The sequence below is a fragment of the Streptomyces sp. NPDC056480 genome, from assembly GCF_042795405.1.
Lineage (GTDB): Bacteria > Actinomycetota > Actinomycetes > Streptomycetales > Streptomycetaceae > Streptomyces.
The window spans coordinates 1-19,252 of sequence record NZ_JBHTSA010000043.1 but is presented as its reverse complement, the minus strand read 5'-3'; the positions used below and the strand labels follow the sequence as shown (position 1 = coordinate 19,252).

The 19,252-nt window shown below is 70.3% G+C and carries 13 protein-coding genes and 1 pseudogene; 10 read left to right on the top strand and 4 right to left on the bottom strand.

Annotation, left to right across the window (positions count from 1 at the left end; all coding sequences use genetic code 11):
• Positions 1-56: 56 nt before the first annotated feature.
• From ACFQ79_RS20215 to ACFQ79_RS20200, 4 genes and pseudogenes are all read right to left on the bottom strand, one after another.
• Entirely contained in the window at positions 57-1,640 is a 1,584-nt protein-coding gene (locus tag ACFQ79_RS20215; protein ID WP_383585335.1) for a type I-E CRISPR-associated protein Cse1/CasA, read from the bottom strand.
• A 4,010-nt stretch (positions 1,641-5,650) separates the two neighbouring features.
• Positions 5,651-6,493 carry a hypothetical protein gene (locus ACFQ79_RS20210; protein ID WP_383585332.1) on the bottom strand — a complete coding sequence of 281 codons (843 nt, stop codon included), beginning with the start codon at positions 6,491-6,493 and terminating at the stop codon, positions 5,651-5,653.
• Between the two features lie 336 nt (positions 6,494-6,829).
• Positions 6,830-8,411, bottom strand: a pseudogene (gene fxlM / locus ACFQ79_RS20205) (methyltransferase, FxLD system); the annotation flags it as partial.
• Between the two features lie 196 nt (positions 8,412-8,607).
• On the bottom strand, positions 8,608-9,732 hold the full coding sequence (locus ACFQ79_RS20200) for a tyrosine-type recombinase/integrase (RefSeq protein WP_383585329.1): 1,125 nt from the start codon (positions 9,730-9,732) through the stop codon (positions 8,608-8,610).
• A gap of 769 nt (positions 9,733-10,501) precedes the next feature.
• Between ACFQ79_RS20200 and kdpF (ACFQ79_RS20195) the strand changes: the two genes are divergently transcribed.
• The 10 genes from kdpF (ACFQ79_RS20195) to ACFQ79_RS20150 form a co-directional block, all read left to right on the top strand.
• Positions 10,502-10,591, top strand: coding sequence for a K(+)-transporting ATPase subunit F (gene kdpF, locus ACFQ79_RS20195; protein ID WP_078626950.1), 90 nt, complete (start codon positions 10,502-10,504; stop codon positions 10,589-10,591).
• A complete protein-coding gene (locus ACFQ79_RS20190; RefSeq protein WP_383585416.1) occupies positions 10,588-13,146 on the top strand; it encodes an ATP-binding protein in 2,559 nt (852 codons plus the stop codon). Before kdpF (ACFQ79_RS20195) ends, ACFQ79_RS20190 begins: the two co-directional genes overlap by 4 nt.
• A 211-nt stretch (positions 13,147-13,357) precedes the next feature.
• The gene (locus tag ACFQ79_RS20185; RefSeq protein ID WP_383585327.1) at positions 13,358-14,044 is read left to right on the top strand and encodes a response regulator; all 687 of its coding nucleotides are present in this window, start codon (positions 13,358-13,360) and stop codon (positions 14,042-14,044) included.
• A gap of 215 nt (positions 14,045-14,259) precedes the next feature.
• On the top strand, positions 14,260-15,384 hold the full coding sequence (locus ACFQ79_RS20180; protein ID WP_383585324.1) for a methyltransferase: 1,125 nt from the start codon (positions 14,260-14,262) through the stop codon (positions 15,382-15,384).
• 361 nt (positions 15,385-15,745) lie between these two features.
• A complete protein-coding gene (locus tag ACFQ79_RS20175) occupies positions 15,746-16,114 on the top strand; it encodes an SAV_915 family protein (protein ID WP_383585321.1) in 369 nt (122 codons plus the stop codon).
• A 334-nt stretch (positions 16,115-16,448) separates the two neighbouring features.
• Entirely contained in the window at positions 16,449-17,480 is a 1,032-nt protein-coding gene (locus tag ACFQ79_RS20170; protein ID WP_383585317.1) for an NAD-binding protein, read from the top strand.
• Complete coding sequence (locus tag ACFQ79_RS20165) at positions 17,438-18,349, top strand: potassium channel family protein (protein WP_383585313.1); 912 nt, start codon at positions 17,438-17,440, stop codon at positions 18,347-18,349. The genes ACFQ79_RS20170 and ACFQ79_RS20165 overlap by 43 nt, the downstream gene beginning before the upstream one ends.
• Before the next feature lie 57 nt (positions 18,350-18,406).
• Positions 18,407-18,562, top strand: coding sequence for a hypothetical protein (locus ACFQ79_RS20160; protein ID WP_189801717.1), 156 nt, complete (start codon positions 18,407-18,409; stop codon positions 18,560-18,562).
• Positions 18,559-18,648 carry a K(+)-transporting ATPase subunit F gene (gene kdpF, locus ACFQ79_RS20155; RefSeq protein ID WP_150264922.1) on the top strand — a complete coding sequence of 30 codons (90 nt, stop codon included), beginning with the start codon at positions 18,559-18,561 and terminating at the stop codon, positions 18,646-18,648. The genes ACFQ79_RS20160 and kdpF (ACFQ79_RS20155) overlap by 4 nt, the downstream gene beginning before the upstream one ends.
• A gap of 8 nt (positions 18,649-18,656) precedes the next feature.
• Positions 18,657-19,252 (top strand): potassium-transporting ATPase subunit KdpA (locus tag ACFQ79_RS20150; RefSeq protein WP_383585310.1); only part of this gene is annotated, 596 nt, incomplete at its 3' end.

Below are 19,252 nucleotides of genomic sequence, written 5' to 3'. Positions count from 1 at the left end.
GACGGGCCCGCCGGCAGTTGGTCGAGAGAAGGGGACTCAGCGGGGCGATTACCGGTTCAAGATCCACTCGCTGTCCCTTTGCCCCGGCTCTTGGAGACCTCCGGGATACGGCCGTTGCGCGGAGCAAGGCCGATGCGCAGCCACTTACGATGCTCGGCCACGGGCAGAAACCCCTCGGGGCTGGTCGCCACGTCGGCGGTCACCTCGTCGTAGAGGTCCAGCGTCATCCTGGCCAGTGCCCCGGCTGGGTCGGTGACGGTACGCACCGCTTCCCAGAACACCCGGTCGGCGCGGTCCCAGAACTGGGTCTGCGCCTGCTCCCCCCAGGGGGAGGACTTCGCGCCGGGGTCCAGCTTGCGCCAGGCCCTGCGCAGCTGCTCTGTAAGGTGCTGTTCAGCGCGTTCGCAGTCCTGACGGCCGACCGCGACGATCCGGGCTCGCTGCGGCTGAAGGCCAGGCAGACACGACGCCAGGGTCTCCGGGGTGGTGGCCGTGTAGGCGATCGAGTCGCCCATCTCGCGCTTGTCCTGGTCATAGCCGACAGCACGCACCCGCACCGGCCCCAGACCCTCCAGCTGTTCGGCGGGCAGCTGAGCGTAGACGTCGATCCACGCGGGCCGGTGCACGCCTGCGGGGGCCTTCACCGACGGGTCACTGGCTGCGATCAGCGCGTCGAAGTCCCGCAGCAGCCCGCGCCGATGACTACCTCGGACCGCGCCGCCTTTCTCCCGGTCGAGGACGAACGGGTCGCGGGCAGCCGGTAGGTCAGCGAGCGTGCCCCAGGCCACCCAGCACCCCGAGATCTGGCCGTCTGTGACGTTGGCCAGGATGTGGTGCGCGGCGCGGCCGGTGAGCAGTCCGACCGGGCCGGCCGGAACCATCGGGGCCATCGGATCGGCTGGCGCGTCCGCTTCCCACGGCGCCAAGTCCTCCCCAGTTCCCGTCGGCCAAACAGCCGGAGGCGGGCATGACAGGAGCGCTGACAGGAACAGGTTTCGGCATTCGGGGAAATACGAGACCAGGCTCCGGTAGGGACCGGCCTTCATCGTCTTGGTGTTCTTCCCGCGGTGATTACGCTGCGCGCCGGTGCCACAGGACCCGTACCCCCGCCACAGCACGATCCCCTCGAACGCAGTGACCAGGTCCATCGGCACATCCTGCGGGGTGTGGTCCCACCACGGAGCGTTGTTCCCCGCCGCCCGATCGAAATGCAACTTGCCGGGCGACGCCGACTTCGAACACTCCGCGGCCAGCGCGGGATGCTGCAGGAACGGCCGTACCGGATCGGCGAGATCGAACACGAACCGGCTGAAGTAGCTCTTCACCGCGGCCGAATCGAGACGGCCGGCACCCAGCAGCTCGTCGAGCCGGTCCTCCCACTCCTCCTGCGTGCCGTGATCCAGGCCCCCGATCCGGGCGACGAACGCAGCCACCAGACGCCGGATCGCTGCCTCGGCCGCCACGTTGGCCGGTACGTATGTATCGAGGAGGTGCAGACCCGCGACGAGTTTCGGTAACGGCACCGTCACCGTGGCCCCCGGGGCCATGCCGGGGATCAGCTCGGCGAGCGCGACGGGATCGGCATCGGACCGGACCCGCACCCGTACCTGCGGGTAACGGATGTCCTCAGCATTGGGCACGCCTCCCCCTTCTTCAACTAAAGGCTCGTCAGAAGCACGCATTAGGAGTCCTGTTCAACGATCCGGCTTGCCGATCGCCCGGAGATCAAGATGCCGCCCGGCGATAAGCCAACCCATGGCCAACAGTCGATGCGACGGGATCACCGTTGCTCGGCCCACCCTAGGAGAGGGGTCTGACAATGCCCGGCTCGTTGCCCCCAGGCCCTTGGCACGCCTGCGATGACAAGCCCCGGGCAACCGGCAGGCAGGCAGGCCGGCAGCGTGACGCTACGGACACCCCCCGCTGCTCATCCTCGGCCTAGGTAAAGAAATCGCAAATCTCCTAGAAAATCGCAGGTCGCAGAGCGTCCGCTCCGCCCGCGCGGGGCTGAACCGTGCAGGAAGTTCTCGCGGCAGACGAGGCCGCCGTCCGCCCTGCCCACGCGGGGCTGAACCGGTGGTCGGTAAAATGTGCATGGCCGCGTAGGGAGTCCGCTCCGCCCACGCGGAGCTGAACCGGCCACCCACAACGGCGTCAAGGCCGTGTTCACTCCGCCCGCGCGGGGCTGAACCGCCCATGATGAAGGAGGCCGGGCCACGGCCTGCGTTCGCTTCGCCTGCGTGGGGCTGAACCGATGAGCAGGTCGGTGACGACGTCGGTGCTGGCGTCAGCTCCGCCCGCGCGGAGCTGAACCGTTCTTGCCGATGCCGCCGGGTGTGGTCTTGGGGTCTGCTCCGCCCGCGCGGGGCTGAACCGACGGGCGAAGTCGAGATGGGGCCCGTGGCCGCGTCTGCTCCGCCCATGCGGGGCTGACCCGCTGCCATCGGGCATCACCGCCCAGCGGCTGATCTCCGCCTCGCCCGCGCGGAGCTGAACCGCGGGTGAGGAATTTGCGGGGGATGACGACGGCGCCTGCCCCGCCTACGCGGGGCTGAACCGGACGCGATCCGGGCGGAGATCTCGCAGCTCGAGTCCGCCCTGCCCGCGCGGGGCCGAACCGTTGCGGATCTTGTTCTGCAGGCCCTCGATCTCGTCCGCTCCGCCCGCGCGGGGCTGAACTGATCCAGGACAAGGTGCGGGCGATCATCGCCGGGTTCGCTCCGCCCGCGCGAGGCTGAACCGACGCATGAGTACTACCGTAGGTCCGCCCCGGAGTCCGCTCCGCCTGCGCGGGGCTGAACCGTCGGGGTGGAGCGTCGGCTCATCGCCGATGAAGTCTGCTCCGCCCACGCGGGGCTGAGCGGCATTCCAGGGCCGCTGACATGGCCTGGATCCGTCTGCTCCGCCCGCGCGGTGCTGAACCGACCAAGCAGTGGCGCGGCGGCCGCGGCTACTGGTCCGCTCTGCCCGAGCGGAGCTGAACCAGACTAAAATCCAGCTCCTGGCCGACCCCAGTGTGTCCGCCCCGCCCGCGCGGGGCGGAACCGATCGCGCCGAGCAGGTTCAGGTCGTTGAACGCGTCCGCTCTGCCCGCGCGAGGCTGAACCGATCACGACGTAGGCCGCGACTGCCAGGGCCTCGTCCGCTCCGCCCGCGCGGAGCTGAACCGTACGCGATCCCGATCGGCACGGACGGCCAGATGTCCGCTTCGCCCGCGCGGGGCTGGACCGAAGACGCGGCTGGTGATCTTCAACCCCGACACGTTCGCTCCGCCCGCGCGGGGCTGAACCGCCGGCCGGACGGCATCGGGCGATGCCGGTCGTGTCCGCCCCGCCCGCGCGGGGCTGAACCGGCCGCTCGGCCCTCCAGACGTGTACGTGCGAAGTCCGCTCTGCCCGCGCGGAGCTGAACCGGTCCTACGACGGCCGTCCAGTTCGGTCGCGGCGTCCGCTCCGTCCGCGCGGAGCTGAACCGCTGCCATCGGGCATCATCGCCCAGTGGCTGATGACCGCCCCACCCGCGCGGGGCTGAACCGCACGTCGAGCGCCCGCTCGTCGAGCAGGCGGGTCCGCTCCGCCCACGCGGGGCTGAACCGACCTGCGAGTACGTCAAGCAGGGCTATAGCGCGTCCGCTCCACCCGCGCGGGGCTGAACCGTACCTGATCAAGATCGGCACCCGCCCCGGGATGTCCGCTCCGCCCACGCGGGGCTGAACCGTCCCACTTCGTGACGGCGAGGGGCGAGACGCCGTCCGCTCCGCCCGCGCGAGGCTGGGCCGTCCGAGGGCGCTCTCACCGTCGAGACGCCGGCGTCTGCTCCGCCCGCACGGGGCTGAACCGGCAGTGGAGACCACGTCTTTGATGTGCCAGCCGTCCGCCTTGCCGACGCGGGACTGAACCGTCTTGGCAGTAGTCTTCGACCAAAACGCCCGCGTCTGCTCCGCCCGCGCGGGGCTGAACCGTGCATGCCGATCGGGCGGAGTCGTTCAGCCCCGCGTCCGCTTCGCCTGCGCGGGGCTGAACCGATCGGCGCGTAGCCCTCCTCGGTGAAGAGGGCGTCTGCTCCGCCCGCGCGGGGCTGAACCGCAGATGCGGCAGGTGGCCAAGGCCATCGCGTTGTCTGCTCCGCCCGCGCGGGGCTGAACCATAGTCTGTGCCTTCGGTCGTGAGGTTGAAGGTGTCCGCTCCGCCTGCGCGGGACTGAACCGGCCGACCCGCCGAAGCACGGCACCCCGGTGTCGTCTGCCCCGCCCGCGCGGGGCTGAACCGCTGACCAAGGCCATTGCTGCGGTCGAGGGCTTCTCCGCTCCGCCTGCGCGGGGCTGAACTGTTGTTCACGACGGCGCCGGTTGCGTTCTCTCCGTCCGCTCCGTTTGTGCGGGGCTGAACTGGCAGTGGAAACGAGATCCTTGATGTGCCAGCGGTTCGCCTTGCCGACGCGGGGCTGAACCGATGAGTGCGCGGATGAGCGAACCCATGCGTGGGCCCGCCCTGCCTGCGCGGGGCCAAACCGACAATCTGTCTTCGGCCGTACGATGTCCGGCCGTCCGCTCCGCCCGCGCGGGGCTGAACTGCTGCGACATCAGGGCATCACCCGCAACGTCCTGTCCGCTCTGCCCACGCGTGGCTGAACCGACTGATCTCCAGCTCGCCCGAACTCACACGTTGTCTGCTCCGCCCGCGCGGGGCTGAACCGCCGACGACAGCGCGATGATCGCCCTCCCCGCGTCCGCCCTCCCCGCGCGGGGCTGAACCGATCTACACGGGTGCCCAGCCGGCCACGGCGGAGTCCGCCCCGCCCACGCGGGACTGAACCGTCCAGCTGGATCCAGGCCCACGCCACAGCGCGGTCGGCGCCGCCCTCGCGGGGCTGAACCGCAGACCGCGCATCCGAAAGCGATGATCGAGGGGGTCGCTCCGTCCGCGCGGAGCTGAACCATGCAGCGCGCCACCTGCTACGGCCGGCTCGGAGTCCGCTCCGCCTCCGCAGGGCTGAACCCAGCATCATCCGGAAAGGTTCTGGTCTGGGCCGCGTCAGCTCCACCCGCGCGGGACTGAGCCGTAGATTTACCGCACCTCGTACGGGTCCGCTCCGCCCGCGCGGGGCTGAACCGTCCCTCGCCGACAGGGCCGGCGGCACGCGTACGTCCGCTCCGCCTGCGCGGGGCTGAACCGTGGGCGGTCGCAACCGAGCGGGATCGGTACTAGTTCGCTCTGCCTGCGCGGGGCTGAACTGAAGTCCGGTTTGATGGATCGGATCCGGGCCATCTCCGCTCCGCCTACGCGGGGCTGAACCGGACGCGCAGGAGAACGCCACCGTCACGGCCCCGTCCGCTCCGCCCGCGCGGGGCTGCACCGAGCAGGTTGACGCTGAGGTATCCCGCGTCCATGTCCGCTCCGCCCGCGCGGAGCTGAACCGTGGCCGTACGGCCTGACGAAGAACGTTTGCTCGTCCGCTCTGCCCACGCGGGGCTGAACCGTCGACGAGCCCCTGCTTGAGCGTGCGCGTGAAGTCCGCTCCGCCCGCGCGGGGCTGAACCGCCGCGGGAGAGCTTCGCGTTGTCTGCTTTGGCCACGCGGACCTGTTCTCGGCACGGCACATGGGAAGCCGTGCCCCGCCATCGTCTCGACGCCTGCCGTGCACGAACTCGTTAGCGCGGTCGAGCCATGCTTCTCCGAATCACTCTGTTGCTGACCCAAAGAGCTCGCCCCAGTCGGGCAGCCGAGGACGTGGACAGTTCACCGCTCTCCAATGCACACGCGTGAAGAAGATCGCGTGCGTGCCTCTCCTCCTCGAGGGGCACCAGAGCCATGAAGCGGGCGTTCATCAGACACTCGCGGGCGGCGTAGCCGTCGGCGGAGTTGATGGTTCGGCTGTACAGCTCCTCGGCGACACGGTGCGCCGCGTGGCTGTCGGGTTGGTCGTAGAGGTCCAGGACGGTCAGCCCGAGCCGAGTGTCGAAGACGGTCATGCCGATCTCGGGTTCGAGCTGTATGTAGGTCTCCGCCAGTTCGGCGAGCAGGCCGTCGACGGGACGGTGCACGGCTCGGTGGCACATCACTGTCAGGCAGGAGGTGATGGCGTTCTCCCAGGGCTCGCCGGGAGTCGTCTGGGCGACGAGGTCGACGGCGTGGCCCGGATCGCTGCTGAGGGCGGCGAGTACGGCGACCTGTCGACCGTCCAGCATTCGCAGTCCGATGCCGTTGTGCTTTTCGATGTGGGCCAGGGCTTCACTCCAGCGGCCGGCGGCGGTGAGGGTGCGGGTGCCGTCGGCCAGGATCACCCGCCATAGCCAGACACGTACCTCGTCGCGGTCGGCGTTGCTGGTGGTCAGGTCTGCGGGGATGCGGACGTCTTCGAACTGGGCGGCGGTGGCGTTGATGACGGTGTCGAAGAGGGCGAGGAGGCGATGGCGGCCGTCGTTGGTGTTGCCGGCGCGGATCTGGAGGCGGGCGAGGTTGACCACCGGTTCGAGGGCCCGGATGGCGGTCATGCCGGGGAGGGGCGCGGCGTGGAGGTAGGCGGCGGCGTGCTGGTGGCACCACTTTCGTGCGAGGTCAGGGAGGCCGAGGTCTGAGGCGAGGAGCGCCGCCTGGTTGTAGACCGCGGACGCCAGGCCCTGGTCCGCCTTCGCTTCGGCGATGGTGGAGAGTTCGACCAGGGCGCGGATGCGTTGCGGGAGGGGCCGACAGGCGGGGCGGAAGCCGGAGAGGAGGGGGAAGCGCTGGGCTATGGGGTCGTACGGGTCGATGAGATCTCCCTAGCGGGAACGGTACGAGGGAGCATGACGGGGCCCGCCGCCGGGTGGCGGGCCCCGCACCGCGGTCTGCTGCCAGGCGACGAGGACGAGGTTCAGCGGTGTGTCGAGGACGAACACACCGGGCCGCTGCTCGACCGGGGGCCCGTCGAGCGGAAGGAGCTCGAACGTGGCTTCCCGGCCGCGGTACTCGCGGTCCCAGGTACGGATGGCGTCGGCCACCTTGGAGACCAGCTCGTCGCTGCCGGGGCCGTGGCCGATGACGCCGAACTCCCAGAGCTTGCCGCCCTCGGGCGTCTTCTCGTCCAGCAGGCGCCGGGCCAGGTAGGTGAGCGCGCCCTTGTCCACGGCGGCCGTGGCCGACGGGTAGGGGTCGTCGGTGAGGACGGTGCCCTTGGCGTTCTGCGGGAACAGCATCCGGATCAGGCCGGAGGGCACGGAGCAGGAGACGAACAGCTCCATCCACTCCGGGCTCTCCATGGCGCGGACCTTCATCCCGGTCCACTCCTCGATCCGGGGCTGTTCCAGGAAGCCGGCGAGGGCGTCGGCGTCGATCGCTGCCCGGCGGGGGCCTGGAGGCGCACGGTGCTCTGCGTGGAGAGGGGAATGAGGCGGCGGTCGTCGTCGGCGATGCCGCGTCGCAGCGGCATGAAGGTGTTCATCTGCGAGCCGGACGAGATCCAGCGGCCGTCGCGCTCCTGGTAGACGATGGAGCGCGAGACGCTGCCCTTGAGCCGCTGCGGGGTGACGAGCCGGCCACCGGGGGCGAGCTGGTCGAGCCAGGGGCGGGGGATGCCGTGTGCGCCGACCGTGGCGATGATCCGGTCGTACGGTGCTCCCTCGGCGTGGCCGAGGGCTCCGTCGCGGGTCAGGGCCTCGACGTTGGTGAAGCCGGCGTCGGCGAGGTGGGTGCGGGCGCCTTCGACCAGGTCGTCGTCGACGTCGATGGTGGTGACGTGCCCGTCGGGTCCGACGAGGTGGCCGATGAGGGCGGCGTTGTAGCCGGTGCCGGCGCCGAGTTCGAGGATGCGCTCGCCGGGCTGGGCCTGGAGCTGGTCCAGCATGAGAGCGACGACGCTGGGCTGGGAGGCGCAGGAGATCGACGTGCCGTCGGGGTCGTACTTGATGTTCACCGGCGCGTTGGCGTAGGCGTCGGGGAGCGGCGCGTCGGGGACGAACCGGTGCCGCGGGACGGTACGTAGGGCGTTTTCGACCTCGGGGGTCCGGGCGTGGCCCTCGGCCTTGATCTGGTCGACCAGGGCGTTGCGCAGCGCGCGGCCTCGGCGTTGGGTGTGGTGAGCGTGTCGGTGTTCACCGCGCTGACGCTTTCGGCGGCGGAGCTGCTCGCCTTGGCGGACGCGGTGTTGTCACTCGATCCCATGACTACCTCTCGTGCGATGGGGAACAGGGTGTGCTGCTCTGCGGAGGGCAGGCCGGCACGGTTGGCGTGAAAGATCACGTGGTGGGCTATGACGGCGCGCAGGCCGCGGGTCAGCTCGCCCTGCGCGGCCAGGTAGGCGAGGGTCGTGCCCGCCCGTTCGAACGCAGCGATCCACTCCGCGTGGCCGTCGAGCGGACCGCCCGTGCGGCACAGGCTGCGCGCCTCGGTGGACATCAGCTTCCGCATCGCCGACAGCAGGGCAGCGGGCCGTTCGAGGCCTGGCCCGCAGGGGAGGGTCTGGGTATGTCTCAGCGGTGGATGTATCGCGATTCGCGGAGGCATGGCCTTCCTCGCTACTACTTCGGGGGGCGGCTTAAGTTCAAGGTCGAGGACCTCGAACGATGGGCGCAGCAACAGAAGGTTTCATGAAGAAGGGGCCGGGTGGCAACGCGGCCCCCGGTTTTTCCCGTTAGAGCCCGTCCTCAAGGACCTTGGCTGCGCGACCGATGGATGCCGGCATCAGATGGCGGTACATGCGGTACGTCATGTTGATGTTCGAGTGCCCCATCCACTCGGCCACGTCGGTGATGGGGATTCCCTTGGACAGGCAGTTCGAGGCGAAGAAGTGGCGCAGGGAGTACGGGTTCAGCTTCCGTGTGATGCCAGCCCGCCTCCTGGAGGCACTCCACTGATAGTCGAGCGTCGTGTACGCCCAGTGTGGGCTGCGCTGAGTGCGCAGCAGAAAGCCGTTCTGGTCTGTGCCGACGTCGTGCGCGTACCGGAGGAGGGACTCCCGGACCGTGGCCGGCATGGGGACTTCGCGGAAGTCGCCGGCCTTGCGGTGCTTGAGCGGGGCGCGCTGGCGAGTCCTCCCTTCGATCTGCTCGGTGATGCGGTACACGTCGTCAGCGACCATCCCTTCGAGGCTGGCTGCGAACGCCTCGCCGTTCCGATGCCCACACCCGGACATCAGGTCTATGACGACGACGAGCGATTTGGAAGCGACCTCCTTGAGGGCGTGGATCTCCTCCACGGAGGGGATGGTGATTCGAGTGGGGATGTACTCCGGTGGGACAACACCCCGGAGGGGATCGTCGGCTATCCCGCCCCTGCGGTGGGCGTCTCGCAGAATCTTCTTGAGGGTGTCGAAGGCGTTCTGCTGTGTGGCCAGGCCGACCTTGCGCTCCTCCATCGACATGATGAAGTCGTCGATGACGGTCGGCGAGAAGCTGTTGATCCGGCGGGACTCGAGGACCGGGAGCAGCTGGCGGTCGAGCAGCTGCTTGACCGTGCGTACCGTGCCGGGTGCGAAGTGGCGCTGACGCGGAAGCCAGGTGCCTGCGTACTCACCGAAACGCTGCTTGCCCAGCGTGCGCTTCATCTCGGACTGCTGCACGGGAGTGCTGCGCTTCTCCCTGTAGACCTGCGTGAGACGGTCGAGGGCGTCGCCCTGTGTCGGGTAGCCCGTCTCCTCGCACTGCCGCCCCGTTCCGTCGCGGAACCGGATAGCGTAGGGGTGTGCGCATCCGCCCTGCCGTTTGCAGCTGCAGGTCTTGAAGAAACTGCCCATCCCACGGATGAGTTTGGTCGCCACGTACACCGCTCCTGACTCATGCTGGGAGTTTGCTGACCAACGGCTCCACAGCATGGCCCTGACCTGCGGCCGCACCAAACTAGGGGACGTTGATCAGCATCCTCATGGGTGTCTCCTTGTGCTTCTGGCGGAAGGGCCTTTGACTTGTGTCTTCGCAGATCAGGTGGCGTTCCCGAGGTAGATGACCTTGGCGCTGCGTGGCGACTGGAAGCGTCTCCTGTCTGTTCTGTTCCTGACTTCCGTGATGGCGTATCAGGACGGAGTGCCGCCTTGATGGGTGGCGATTGAGACTCCCGGCTCGGACGATATCGACATTGCCGCCGCAGAGGGCATGTGGGCAAGACTGATTCCTGCGAGTGTCTTCCCGCCACGCCAGATGACGGCGCAACTGCCGGGGCGAGGGTCCCGTCGTGGAGCTGTGCATCGACGGCCGGAAGCGGCCGGCTGGGGAAGCCCTTGGGTGCGGTATCGCGATATCCCAGGTCTGTCGGGAGCGGTGACCCGCGGCGGCAGCGCCGGCCGCCTGCCGAGCGCGGTCACGGCCACCGGGTCGGTACTGGCGAGCACCGGAGCACGACGAGTCCGATGACCTCCGGGCCCGGCACCCCGTCCTCACCCTATCCGTATGGGATGCGTCAGGACTGCGTCAGCATCGCCCCGGACCGCGCAAGGGAGCCGTCAAGCTGACTGTGCGCCCCGGAGGAGGCGCGGTTCTGTGTATCTGAATCCGTACTCCAAAATACGTACGGGCAAAGGGAGTTGTTCGTGCATGGGCGTGGAGAACGTCGTCGGCCTCATCGTGGCCATCAGCCTGGTCGGCTACCTGGTGGCCGCCCTGATCCGCCCGGAGAAGTTCTGAAGCACGAAGAAGCCCCGGCCGTCTCGCCTCTGCCCGCGAGGCGCCCGGGAACGCTCAAGGTCTTTCTCGGCGCCGCACCCGGCGTCGGGAAGACATACCGCATGCTGGACGAGGGCCGGCGCCGGGCCGCACGTGGCACGGACGTGGTCGTCGGATACGTGGAGTGCCACGGCCGGCCCCACACTGAGGCGATGCTGGACGGCCTGGAGGTACTGGAACGATCCCGACGGGAGTACCGCGGCAGTACGTATCCCGAGCTCGACCTCGACGCCGTGCTGCGCCGCCGCCCGGACGTCGTCATGGTCGACGAGCTCGCCCATTCCAACGTTCCGGGCTGCCGCAACGCCAAGCGCTGGCAGGACGTGCAGGAGCTGCTGGCCGCCGGCATCGACGTCGTCGCCACCGTCAACATCCAACACCTCGAATCCCTCAACGACGTCGTCGTGAAGATCACCAACGTTCCGCAGCTGGAGACGGTGCCCGACGACGTCGTACGCCGGGCCGACCAGATCGAGCTCGTGGACATCCCTCCGGAGGCACTACGCCGCAGGATGGCCCACGGCAACGTCTGCCCGCCCGAGAAGATCGACGCCGCGCTCGCCAACTACTTCCTGCCGGGCAACCTCACCGCACTGCGCGAACTGGCCCTGTTCTGGACCGCCGACCGCGTGGACGAGGCCCTGCGGAAGTACCGCTCCGAGCACGGCATCGGCAGGGTGTGGGAGACCCGCGAGCGGGTCGTGGTGGCGCTGACCGGCGGGCCGGAGGGCGAGACGCTGATCCGCCGCGCCGCCCGGATCGCCGACCGCGCGGCCCAGGGCGGCGCCCTGCTCGCCGTACACGTCGTCCGCAGCGACGGTCTCGCCGCGGGCGCCTCGCACTCCGCGCTCGCCCGGCAGCGGCGCCTGGCCGAGAGCGTGGGCGGCACCTACCACACGGTCGTGGGCGACGACGTGGCCACCGCGCTGGTGGAGTTCGCACGCGCCGAGAACGCCACCCAGCTGGTCCTGGGGACGAGTCGGCGCGGCCGGCTCGAACGCTTCCTCACCGGCCGGGGCATCGGCGAGACGACGGTCGCGCTCTCCTCCGACATCGACGTCCACATCGTCACCCACGAGCGGGCCGGGCGCGGCCGGCTGCTGCCCTCCCGCCGCCGGACCCTGCCGACCTCCCGACTCGTCGCCGGGCCCGTGGCGGGCCTCGTCCTGCCCGTTCTGCTCACGCTCCTCCTCGACCGCACCCGGGGCACCTTCAACCTGACGAGCGAAGCGCTGCTGTTCCAGGTGACCGTGGTGGGCGTGGCCTCCATCGGCGGGGTCGCCTCCGCGCTCGTCGCCGCGGTGACCGCGTCCCTGCTGCTCAACTACTGGTTCATACCGCCGATCGGCGAGTTCAGCTTCAGCGACCCCGACAACCTGCTCGCCCTCCTCGTCTTCGGCTTGGTCGCGGGCACGGTGGCCGCGATCGTGGACCGGTCCCTCAGAATGTCCCGGCGCGCCGCCGCCGCCACGGCCGAGGCGGAGACGCTCTCCTCCCTCACCGGCGACGTCGTACGGGGCGACCAGGCGATTCCGGCACTCCTGGCCCGTACGCGGGAGACCTTCGCGATGGACTCCGCCGAACTCGTGGAGCAGCCGGCGGACGACCCCGCCGCGACCCAGGTACCCGTGGGCCCCGGCCTCCACCTCGTCCTGCGGGGCCGCGCCCTGCCGTCCTCCGAACGCCGGGTCCTCGCCGCGTTCGCGGCTCATGTCTCCGCGGCCGTCGAGCGGGCCCGGCTCGCCGAGGCCGCCGCCGAGGTCGAACCGGTCAAGGCCGCCGACCGGATGCGCACCGCACTGCTCGCGGCCGTCAGCCATGACCTGCGCACCCCCCTGGCCGCGGGCTGGGCGGCGGTCGGCTCCCTCCGCAGCCCCGATGTCCATTTCACGGACGAGGAGCGGGGGGAACTGCTCGCGACCGCGGACGAGTCCATGGCGCGCCTCAGCCGGCTCATCGACAATCTGCTGGACATGAGCCGGCTCCAGGCCGGAGCGCTCACCTTGAATCTTCGGGCCACGAGTCTGGAGGAGGTCCTGCCGTCCGCCCTGGACTCGCTGCCTCCGGACGCGGCACCGCCCGTGCTCCACGGCGTGGAGGCGATCCCGCTGCTCCTCGCCGACCCGCCCCTCCTCGAACGCGTCATCGCCAACCTCATCGGCAACGCCGCGCGCTTCGCCCCACCGGGAACCCCGGTGATGGTCACCGCGAGCGCGCTCGCCGACCGCGTCGAAGTGCGCGTCGTCGATCGCGGCCCGGGCCTTCCGCCCACCGACCGGGAACGGGTCTTCGAACCGTTCCAGCGGCTGGGCGACACCGACAACACCACCGGCGTCGGCCTCGGGCTCGCCCTGTCCCGCGGCCTCACCGAGGCCATGGCGGGCACCCTCACCCCGGAGGACACCCCGGGCGGCGGCCTGACGATGGTCGTCTCCCTGCCCGTCGCGGAACCGGCGGGAACGACGGCGGCGCGGACACCGTACGGCGTCGGTACGCAGGGAACCGCCGGCATGTGAGGAGCCGTACGCCGGGTGTCTTCCCCCTCCCCGTGGGCCGACCGGGTGGAGGAGATGCGTCAAGACGGTGCATGGCCCCGTCAGGGCGTCGTCAACGGAAGCCGCGTCGTGGCCGAGAGGTGATTCTCTCCAAGCGTCCGGGAGTTCGTTCGCCACCCAGGAGCGAACATCCGCACGGGCACGTTTCCTGGAACAGAAAGGCCGCACGTCGATGAGCCAGGTGCTCGTGGTCGAGGACGATCCCGGGTTGGTCCGGACTCTCACGATCAATCTGAAGGCACGCAACCATGACGTGGCCGCGGCGACCGGCGGTGTCGCGGCGCTGAGGATCGCCGCGGGCGCCCTTCCGGACGTGATCCTGCTGGACATGGGTCTGCCGGACATGGACGGACTCCATGTGATCAAGGAGTTGCGTCGGTGGAGCAGAGTGCCGATCGTGGTCGTTTCCGCCCGTCGTACCTCCGACGAGAAGGTCGCGGCCCTCGACGCCGGTGCCGACGACTATGTGACGAAGCCCTTCGACATGAACGAACTCCTTGCCCGGCTGACGGCCGCCGTCCGCCGCAGAGAGAGCACCGGGCCGGCCGCTGACGAGGTGCACGTCGTCACCACCGACGACTTCAGCGTCGACCTCGTGGCGAAGAAGGTCCGGCGTGCCGCCCACGACGTGCGGCTGACGCCCACCGAGTGGCACCTGCTGGAGACGCTGATCCGCAACACGGGCCGGCTCGTCAGCCAGCGGCAACTGCTGGAGGAGGTGTGGGGCCACCACGCGGGGAACAGGACCAACTACCTCCGGGTCTACATGGCGCATCTGCGGCGCAAACTCGAACCCGACCCGTCGCAGCCGCGCCATTTCATCACCCAACCGGGCATGGGCTACCGCTTCGAGGCGTGACCCGGACGAAGGCTGACCGAGGCCACCTCATGCCGTACGGAGGTCCCTGGCGGTGCCGGAGAGTCCGGACGTCGTCCGTGCCCGGCCGGCCGCAAGGCGTGGGCATCGCGTCGGGCGCCGGTCGTGCTGCGTCAAGAGATCGCGAATGATTCCGGCCAGAACGTGCCGGGGGATCCAGGGGATCGAGGATCGACCCTCATGGAAGCTGATGTTCGATGACAACTGAGGTCACGTACGCGATGACGGACGGCGCGTGGGAGCAGCCGGTCCGCTGGTACTCGGCGAACGGGGTCCCGCGACCGCAGCACATCGTCACCGTCGCGGACACCATCAGTGTCGCCGCGGTGCACCGCCTGATGGCCGAGGGCTCCGCCCTGATGTGGTCCGGGGACTACGAGTCCGCGCGCCGGCTCCTGGGGGCCCTCGGCCGACGCAGTGAGCGCAGGCAGCCCGCTCTGGCCCAGAGTCCTGCCGAGGCGTTCGGGCGGCACCGTCGAGAGCAGGAGAGGCGCGCACGGCTGCTGGGGATGCTGCTCGTGCCGTACGGCTGCGACTGGATGGTCCCGCTGCGTCGGGCGCCCCGTGTCCGCGAGGCGTGTCTGCACGCATACGGCCCGTCAGAAGGCCCCGGAGTCGGCTCGTTGCGGGAGCTGCTCGGCGTGATCGGCGCGTACGAGTGGTACAGGAAGGGCGTCGAGATCCCGGCGCTCGGCGGCGAACGCATCCATCCGCACTACGGTGTCTTCTCGCCGGTCCGGGGCGAGTACGTGGATCTGGTGGCCGAAGCGAGACTCCCCAGGGGAGCCACGGCCTTCGACATCGGCACGGGCACGGGCGTGCTGTCCGTCCTGCTCGCCCGGCGGGGTCTGCGCCACGTCGTCGCCACCGACCAGGACGCACGCGCTGTCCAGTGCGCCCGCGACAACATCGCCCGGCTCGGCCTGGCCGACAGGATCGCCGTGCGGCACGCGGACCTGTTCCCCGCAGGCCGCGCCCACGTGATCGTCTGCAACCCGCCCTGGCTCCCGGGCCGTCCCCGTACCCCGCTCGACCAAGCGGTCTACGACCCGGGCAGTCGGATGCTGCGGCGCTTCCTGGCCGGTCTTCCGCACCATCTGGAGCCTGGCGGAGAGGGCTGGCTGATCCTCTCCGACCTGGCCGAACGGCTCGGGCTGCGGGGCCGTACGGAACTCGAAGACACCATCCGGGCCGCGGGCCTGCGCGTCCTGTCCCGCACGGTCACGAAGCCGCGCCACCCGCGTGCGACAGACCCGTCGGACCCCCTGCACCGGGCCCGCGTGGGGGAGACGACCTCCCTGTGGCGTCTCGGAGTCGCCTGAACCCCGACCCTCAGCGAGGGGCGGGTGCGTTCCATGACGGCGGGCGCCGGGGCGCCGAGTTCGTCACCCGGGCAGGGCGGGCCGTCGGACCACGCCGCGGGCACCGGCCGGATGCACTCGGTGCGCGAGGCGGTACGACTGGCCTTCGAGCGTGTGGACCTCGCCCAGCGGGAGCGCACTGCGCTTGACGACAGGCCCGGGCGTGTCAGGGATGCGCATGAAGACGACCGGTGGCCGTCAAGGACCCGTCAGGGGTCGGCCATGGGTGCGGGGAGTCGGGCATAGCTTCGGAGCCGTGCCGGATCGCGCTCACGCGTCCGGCAGGTCACCTGCCCGTTCGAGGTTCCTCAAGGAGCGCCTCATGTGCCTCTTCCAGTACGACGACGATCCCGAGCCCGAGGAACCCGACCCGGCCGGGCTCCTGTACGTCCCGGTCCGGCCGGGAACACGCGCGGTGGCGGTCCGTGTCTTCCGCACGCCGCTGGGCAGCCGTACCGCTGTCGCGTTCACCACGGTGGACAGGCTGACCGCCACCCTCGGCGCGGAGCAGCCTTGGATCCGGCTCTCGGATTCGGTCCTGCGCTCCCTGGCCGAGCCGCTCGGCGCCGGGCTCCTGACCGTCGACCCGACGCTCACCGCCCCCGCGGTCACCAGTCCCTCGGCCTCGGCCCTGGCGTCGCGGACGGAACCGACGGCCCGCGAATTCGGCCGGGCGGCCCGGATCGCCTGACCGCGGTGCACTCCGCGCCCCGCCGGTACCGGCGGGGCGCGGTACCGGTCCCGCGGGGTGCGCCCGGACACGGGCGCGGCGGCTGCCGCGAGGGGGGCTCGCGCGCCGACTCGGGCGTCAGGTCCAACGCCCGCCGGGACCGCCAGCACCGCCAGCACCGTCGAGGCCGGCAAGGCCTGCCCGACCCAGGTCGGAAGTCGCCCGGCGATCCTGACACGACCTTGACGCCGAACTCCCGTGCGAAGGGAGACGCGGCGGGCCCGGTTCGGCAGGCTGACCGATCGTGACGTCAACGATCCATCTCCGCATGCCACTTGGGCAGCGCTCCCCACACATGGTGATCTGCGGGGACGACGGTCTCGCCCACCGCCTCGCCGTCGAACTCGCCGCCGTGTGCGGCGAGGCGGTCACCGTCGTCCTCCCCTCCCGGCGCGACCGGCACGGCGCCGACATCGCCGCCCTGCACCGCGACCCGCACTCCCCGATCGAACTGCTCGTCGCCCCCGGACCCGACGAGCGGACGCTCCGGGCCGCGGGCGTCGAACGCGCCGCCGCCCTCGCCCTCACCTACGCCGACGACCAGGTGAACATGACGGCCGCGCTCGTGGCCCGCACCCTCAATCCCTCCATACGCCTGGTCATCCGCATGTACCACCGCGAGCGGGGGCGTCACCTGGAGCAGCTCCTGGACCGGGCCGCCGGTGTGCAGGGAGAGTCGGACGCCTCGACGACCGTCCTCTCCGACAGCGAAACGGCCGTCCCCGAGCTGGTTGCCGCCGCCGCGGTCGGCGAGGGCCACACCCTCCAGGTCGAGGGGAAGGTCTTCCGGGGCGTGGTGCGGGCGGCCGGGACCTCGCCTCACACCGCCGACCTCGCCACCCTCGCCGTCCTCTCCGGGGCCCACGAGAACGACCCGGCGAGCGAGGACTCCGCGGAGACCGCCGGCCTCGGAGGCACTCAGCTGCTGCCCGACACCAGGACCGCGGACCGCCGTCAGTTCACCCACGGCCGGCTCATGCTCGAAGAGGTCACCCACCACCACGCGCCGAGGGTCCCGGACGACCGGGAAGGCGGCCGCGCCTGGCTGCGTGCGCGGCTCTCGCACCTGCCCTGGAAGGTGTTCCTCGCGCGCGAGGTCCTGGCCGTCTTCGGCGTTCTCGCGGCGATCGTCGTGGCCCTCTCCTCGGCCACCTGGTGGGCGAGGACGGCCCGCTGTGGAGAGCCGTCTATCTGCCGCTCCTGGACATCTTCACCATGGGCGACCCCGCGACCGGCGAGGACGAGTCCCCCGCACGGCGGATACTCCAGCTCATCGCCGGTTTCGTGGGGCTGGCCATCCTGCCGCTGGTCGTCGCGGCGACCATGAACGCCACCGAAGCCTTCCGCACCGGCTCGGCGAACCAGCCACCCGAACCGGAGGTCGTCGACCACATCGTCCTCGTCGGCCTGGGGAAGATCGGCACCCGCGTCCTGGCCCGTCTGCGGACCACCGACCACAAGGTCGTCGTGATCGAGCGAGACCCGGCGGCCCGCGGCGTCGCCTACGCCCGTGAGCTGGGCGTTCCCCTGCTCCTTGAGGATGCGACCGCGCCCGGAGCGCTCGAGCAGGCCAGGATCCGGCACAGCAAGTCCCTCCTGGTCGTCACGCACGGCGACGGGGAGAACCTCGACATCGCGATGGCCGCGCGGGAGATCAACCCGGCGATCCGGGTGGTCATGCGTCTGTACGACGACGACTTCGCCGCGACCGTGTCCGCCACCATGCGCGCCTCGTACCCCGACGCGCTCACCCGCAGCCGCAGCGTCTCCGCCCTCGCCGCGCCGGCCTTCGCCGCGGCCATGATGGGACGCCACGTCCTGGGCCTGATGCCGGTCGAGCGGGGCTCACTGCTCTTCACGGCCGTGGACGTGGCCGGACACCCGGAGCTGGAAGGCCGCTCGGTCCACGAGGCGTTCCGGGAGAACGAATGGCGCGTCCTCGCCGTGGGGGCGGGGGCGCCTCCGCAGGCGACCGCAGGGGACACCCTGGCGGGGATCCGGTACGACCGTGCCACCGGCTTCGACTGGCGTCCGGTGCACGGCCGGGTGCTGCGCGCGGGGGACCGCGTAGTGCTGGCGACCAGCCGGCAGGGCTTGGACGTCCTCATGTCCGGGGTCCAGCCGCACCCGCCGGGGCGCAGACGCGAACGGGCGGGGGAGTGGCCTGGTTCCGCGACGGGAGCCAGGGAGCCGTAGGAGGGGCGTCAAGACCGCGCTGCGGGGCGTAAGAGGGGCGTTAACGAGAGCCGATCCGTGGCCGAAAGGCGATTTCCTCGTCTCGTCCGAGAATCCGTTCTTCCTTCTTCCTGCATCCGGGAGCTCACGATGGCCGACGTGGCCTTCGTCGTCACCACGATCGCGGTCTTCGCGCTGGTGGCCTTCATCGCCAAGGGGGTGGCCAAGCTGTGAGTGCCGAGAACATCGTCGGTCTCCTCGTGGCCGCCGCCCTGCTGGTCTATCTCGTCCTCGCCCTCGTCAAGCCCGAGAGGTTCTGAGTACGGATATGAGTCCTGTTCTTGCTGGAGTCCTCCAGCTTCTGGCGCTGATCGTCGCTCTGGGCCTGTCGTACCGGCCGCTGGGTGACCACATGGCGAAGGTGTACTCCTCGGAGAAGCACTACAAGCCCGAGAAGTGGATCTACAAGGCCATCGGGGCCAACCCGTCGGTGGAGATGCGCTGGCCCGCGTATCTGCGTGGTGTTCTGGCGTTCTCCGCGGTGAGTGTCCTGTTCCTGTATCTGCTGCAGCGGGTGCAGGGTTCGCTGCCGGGTTCGCTGGGGTTCGTGTCGATCGATCCGGACCAGGCGTTCAACACGGCGGCCTCGTTCGTGGCGAACACGAACTGGCAGTCGTACTACGGCGAGCAGGCCATGGGTCACGTGGTGCAGACCGGTGGTCTGGCGGTGCAGAACTTCGTTTCGGCGGCCGTGGGCATGGCCGTGGCGGTCGCGCTGGTGCGCGGTTTCGCCCGGTCGCGTACGGGTGAGCTGGGCAACTTCTGGTCCGACCTGGTGCGGGGCACGGTCCGTGTCCTGCTGCCGATCTCGGTCGTGGGTGCGCTGGTGCTCGTGGCGTGCGGTGCGATCCAGAACTTCGCCGG